Annotated in this window: 4 protein-coding genes and 1 pseudogene; 4 read left to right on the plus strand and 1 reads right to left on the minus strand. The window is 70.0% G+C overall.

Going from position 1 to position 4,984, the window contains the following annotated elements; genetic code table 11:
- Positions 1-10: 10 nt before the first annotated feature.
- The 4 genes from ABZ646_RS39910 (at position 11) to ABZ646_RS39925 (ending at position 4,515) form a co-directional block, all read left to right on the plus strand.
- Positions 11-820, plus strand: a complete 810-nt coding sequence (locus tag ABZ646_RS39910; protein WP_360530659.1) for a carbohydrate ABC transporter permease — start codon at positions 11-13, stop codon at positions 818-820.
- 42 nt (positions 821-862) lie between these two features.
- The gene (locus ABZ646_RS39915; protein WP_360530650.1) at positions 863-2,596 is read left to right on the plus strand and encodes an RICIN domain-containing protein; all 1,734 of its coding nucleotides are present in this window, start codon (positions 863-865) and stop codon (positions 2,594-2,596) included.
- A gap of 290 nt (positions 2,597-2,886) precedes the next feature.
- A complete protein-coding gene (locus ABZ646_RS39920; RefSeq protein WP_360530653.1) occupies positions 2,887-3,852 on the plus strand; it encodes a pirin family protein in 966 nt (321 codons plus the stop codon).
- A 459-nt stretch (positions 3,853-4,311) separates the two neighbouring features.
- The gene (locus ABZ646_RS39925) at positions 4,312-4,515 is read left to right on the plus strand and encodes a hypothetical protein (RefSeq protein WP_360530656.1); all 204 of its coding nucleotides are present in this window, start codon (positions 4,312-4,314) and stop codon (positions 4,513-4,515) included.
- Between the two features lie 31 nt (positions 4,516-4,546).
- On the opposite strand, the pseudogene ABZ646_RS39930 reads toward ABZ646_RS39925, so the two are convergent.
- Positions 4,547-4,984, minus strand: a pseudogene (locus ABZ646_RS39930) (NAD(P)-dependent oxidoreductase); the annotation flags it as partial.

Genomic DNA, 4,984 nt, shown 5'->3' on the forward strand with positions numbered 1-4,984 from the left:
GGCAGGAAGCGTGAAGTCCCGCGGTTACACCCTGATCGGCCTCCTCCTCACCGCGTTGATGCTGTTCCCGGTGTACTGGATGGTCAACGTCTCCCTGACCCCGCAGCAGGACATGCGCAAGGACCCGCCGGACCTGTTCCCGCTGCACCCCACCTTCGAGGGCTACCGGGCCGTCCTCGACGACCAGCTCCCCTACCTGGGAACCAGCTTGCTGATCGGCCTGGGCACGGTCGCCCTCACCCTGCTCATCGCCGCCCCGGCCGGCTACTCGCTGGCGAAGCTGCGCCCGCGCGGCGGCGGCACGCTCGGCCTGGCACTGCTCGTCGCGCAGATGATCCCCGGGATCGTGATGGCGATGGGTTTCTACGGCGTCTTCCTGGATCTCGGTCTGCTCAACTCCTGGTGGGGACTGATCGTCGCGGACTCCACCATCGCCGTGCCGTTCGGCGTCATGATCTTCACCGCGTTCATGTCGGGCATCCCCGGCGAACTGCTCTCGGCCGCCCGGATCGACGGCGCCGGAACCTGGCGCACCTTCCGCTCGGTCGTCCTCCCGCTGAGCCGCAACGCGATCGTCACCGTCTCGCTGTTCGGCTTCCTGTGGGCCTGGTCCGACTTCGTCTTCGCCAACACCCTCGACGGCGGCGGCAGTTGGAAGCCGATCACACTCGGCATCTACAAGTACATCGGCAACAACAACCAGGAGTGGAACGCGATCATGGCCACCGCCGTGGTCGCGTCCGTCCCCGCGGCCGTCCTCCTGGTCCTCGCCCAGCGCTATGTGGCCGCGGGCGTCACCGCGGGCGCGGTGAAGGACTGATCACCGATTCCCCCCTCGTACTCCGCAAGGGAGACCCATGTCATGAGCCGCACCTCCCTCAGAGCCGCACTCGGCACGGTGGCCCTCACCGCGGCCGCCCTCGGCACGACGGCCCCCGCCCAGGCCGCGCCGACGTCCTCGACCACCCTGGTGGTGAACGCGAACCAGACCCTGCGCCCCGTCACCCACGTGGCGACGGGCAGCCTGTACGGCCTGGACACCGCGAGTGTCCCGGCCGACAGCCTCGTCGAGCCGCTCAGGCCCAACACCTTCGTGCAGATGGCGCCCGGCGGCAGCCAGCTGCCCAACGGCGAGCCGGCACCCGGCGGTGACGCCCTGGCCGTCGCCCCCGAGGCGGCCAGGGCGGGTGCGAAGGTCGTCGTACGCATGCCGGACTGGTATCCGAACTTTCCCTACAAGTGGGTGAGTTGGAGCGACTGGCTGTCCGCCGTGGACAAGCAGGTGGCCTCGGTGAAGTCATCCGGGGCCACGAACATCGCCGCCTACGAACTGTGGAACGAGCCGGACTGGACCTGGGACACCTCGGCGGCCGGCAGCTTCGACTCCGGGTGGGCGAGGACGTACCAGGAGGTCCGGGCCAAGGACTCCACCACCCCGATCCAGGGCCCGAGTTACTCGGCGTGGAACCAGAGCTGGATGACCACGTTCCTCACCGACGCGAAGGCCGCCGGCACGGTCCCCGACATCGTCTCCTGGCACGAGTTGCAGGGCTCGCAGAACATCGCCGCCCATGTCGCCGCGTACCGCGCCCTGGAGACCAGCCTCGGCATCAGCCCCCGCCCGATCGCCATCGAGGAGTACGGCACCACGAGCGAGGTCGGCGTCCCCGGACCGCTCGCGAGCTACGTGGCCAAGTTCGAGCGGGCCGGGGTCCATGACGCCGAACTGGCCTTCTGGAACCACTACGGCACCCTCGGGGACACCCTCACCGACACCGGCGGCTCGCCGAACGGGTCGTACTGGCTCTACAAGTGGTACGGCGACATGTCCGGGAACATGCTGGTCACCACTCCCCCGGCGCAGACGGGCATCGACGGCTTCGCGGCCCGCAACGCCGCGGGCAGCCAGATCAGTGTCGTCACCGGCGGCTGCACCGGTTCGTGCGCCGTGACAGTCAACGGACTGTCGTCCCTGTCGGCCTTCGGCAGCACGGTGCACGTCAAGCTGGAGTACACGCCGTCCAAGGGCCGGACCACCGCGGTCTCCGGGCCGATCACCATCTCGGACACGGACTACCCGGTCAGCGGCGGCTCGATCACCGTCCCGGTGACCATGAACGCCTCCGACGGCTACCACCTGACCATCACCCCGACCGGCACCGCCACCTCGCTGGCCGGGCGCTACCAGATCACCAACAGGAACAGCGGCCTCGCCCTGGACACCAGCGGTGCGGGCACCGCCCAGGGCACCGCCGCCGTCCAGGCCACCGCCACGAGCGGCACCGACCAGAACTGGACCCTGGCGGCGGCCGGCAACGGCCTCTACAAGATCCAGCAGCAGGCGAGCGGGCTGCTCCTCGGCATCACGAGCATGAGCACCTCCGCCGGGGGCACGGCCCTGATCTGGGGCGACAACGGCACCGCCGACCACCTCTGGCAGCTGATCCCGTCCGGGGACGGCTACTACAAGATCGCGAACTACAACAGCGGGCTGCTGCTGGGCGTGAACAGCATGAGCACCTCGACCGGCGCCCAGGTCCTCCAGTGGGACGACAACGGCACCGCGGACCACCTGTGGAAACTCACGGCCCGCTGACGCGCCACGGCGAGGCGGTCCGCCCGCCAGGATGACCGCCCCCGAGAGGCGGACCACCCCTGGCGGGCGGGCCGTCCCCGACCGACGGGCCGCACCCCTGCGGGCGGCGCGGGGGGGGATCCGGCGTCGGCGGGGCCGGCAAGGCACCGACGGACACCACCCTCTCGCCGGTCCCCCCATGGCCACTACCTCGTCACGGACAAGCATCCCGGCGCCTCCTTCCCGGTCCCCGACGACTGGACGGCCGCCGGCGCCCGCGCCACCGACCGGCGCCCGCTAAGTTTGGCGGCATGAGCAACCTTGACCGCACGCCGGTACCGAGCGTGTGCGGCGGCCGCGGATTCGTCGTCGCCGAACCCGTCCGCGAACTGCTGAGCCCCCGGCACGTGCGGCTCGGCGAGTCCACCGAGGTACGCCGGCTGCTGCCGAACCTCGGCCGCCGCATGATCGGCGCCTGGGCGTTCGTCGACCACTACGGGCCCGACGACATCGCCGACGAGCCCGGGATGCAGGTGCCGCCGCATCCGCACATCGGACTGCAGACGGTCAGCTGGCTGCACCAGGGCGAGGTGCTGCACCGCGACTCCACCGGCAGCCTCCAGACGATCCGGCCGCGCGAGCTGGGGCTGATGACCTCCGGGCGGGCGATCAGCCACTCCGAGGAGAGCCCCAGGTCGCACGCCCGGTACCTGCACGGCGCTCAGCTGTGGGTGGCCCTCCCGGACGCCCACCGGCACACGGACCCGAGGTTCGAGCACCACCCCGACCTGCCGACGGTCACCGCGCCGGGCCTGACCGCCACGGTCATCCTCGGCGCGCTGGACGGGGCGGCGTCCCCGGGCACGACGTTCACCCCGATCGTCGGCGCGGACCTGGCCCTCACCCGGGGCGCGGATCTGCGCCTCCCTCTGGAACCGGACTTCGAGTACGGCGTCCTGGCGATGTCCGGCGAGGTGCACGTCGACGGCGTACCGGTGCTCCCCGGCTCCATGCTCTACCTGGGCTGCGGCCGCACCGAACTCCCGCTCCGCGCCGAGTCGGACGCGGCGGTCATGCTCCTCGGCGGCGAACCGTTCGAGGAGGAGCTGGTCATGTGGTGGAACTTCATCGCCCGTTCCCAAGACGAGATCGTACAGGCCCGGGAGGACTGGGAGAAGGGGGCCCGTTTCGGCGAGGTGAAGGGCTACGACGGCTCGCCGCTCCGCGCACCGACATTGCCCGAGACCCCCCTGAAGGCACGGGGACGGGCCCGCTGACCAGGAAAGACTCAAGATTCTGACGTCCGGCCCCCAGCGCCCGCCGCCCGTCCGCCTCACGACGACGTTCACTGACGCCAATCCCCTCGGAGGCCGGTGCACCAGCACCTCCGAGGGGCTTCTCGATTCCAGGGTGTGGGCATCTGTGGGCAGCTTTGCCAGGACGAATGCTGACCCAATGCTGACTTTACTGACGAGTAGTCAGGACTATGCCAAGCGGCGAGTCCAGCCCCACTGGAGTTCAGCTACGGGTGCCAGCGGGCTGGAATCCCCATGTGACGATGCCCTCTACGAGAGGACTACGGCTACTGCCACGCCTCGTTAAACCGCTTGCCCGAGCCATTGTGCAGGTTCCACAAATCCAGGTGCCCGCAACGAACGCTGCCGGGGAACCGACCTGTCGCCAGTCGCCACCCTTGCACCACTCGCCACTCTCGCCAGCCGTCTCAGGAGCAGTCGGTGGACGTCAGCTTCTTCGGTGCCCACGGGCACGTTCCGCGGCGCGTGGCCCTGCTGCTGGCCGAGGTGGCGGGCATCCTGCCGCGCTGCGAGCACACGCTCGGCCGACCGGAGGCGTACTGCCACCGAGCTGTACTCGATGCGATCCGCTACCTCGTGGACGGCTGCCTCGCCGAGATCGGCCTGGCGATCAGAGCCCCCTGAGCAACCCAGCCACATCACGAGTTCAACCTCACTAATGCAGGGCGACCGCGAGTGCCTCGGCCACGGTCACGGGCGGGCGGCCGATCAAGCGGCGCAAGTCGCCGGAGTCGGTGTACATCTCGCCGCGGTTCATGCCGCGGTCAGCGTCAGCGAGGACCTCCGCCAGCTCGGCGGGCAGGCCCGCAGCGGCCAGTACCTGGGCGAAGTCGGTCACCGGGAGGTCAGCGTAGGTAACCTGCTTTCCGGCCGCAGCAGAGATCGCGGTGGCGAGCTCGGTGAGGGTGAAGGATTCGTCGCCGCCGAGCTCGTACACGGCGCCAATGTGGCCTTCAGTGGTGAGGACGACCGCTGCGGCCTCGGCGTAGTCGGCGCGGGACGCGGCACTGATCCGCCCCTCGCCTGCGGCGCCGACGACGGCGCCGTTCTGCAGGATCTGCGGCAGCTGGCTGGTGTAGTTCTCCAGGTACCA

Origin of the sequence: Streptomyces sp. NPDC007162, from assembly GCF_040634175.1 — a bacterium.
Lineage (GTDB): Bacteria > Actinomycetota > Actinomycetes > Streptomycetales > Streptomycetaceae > Streptomyces.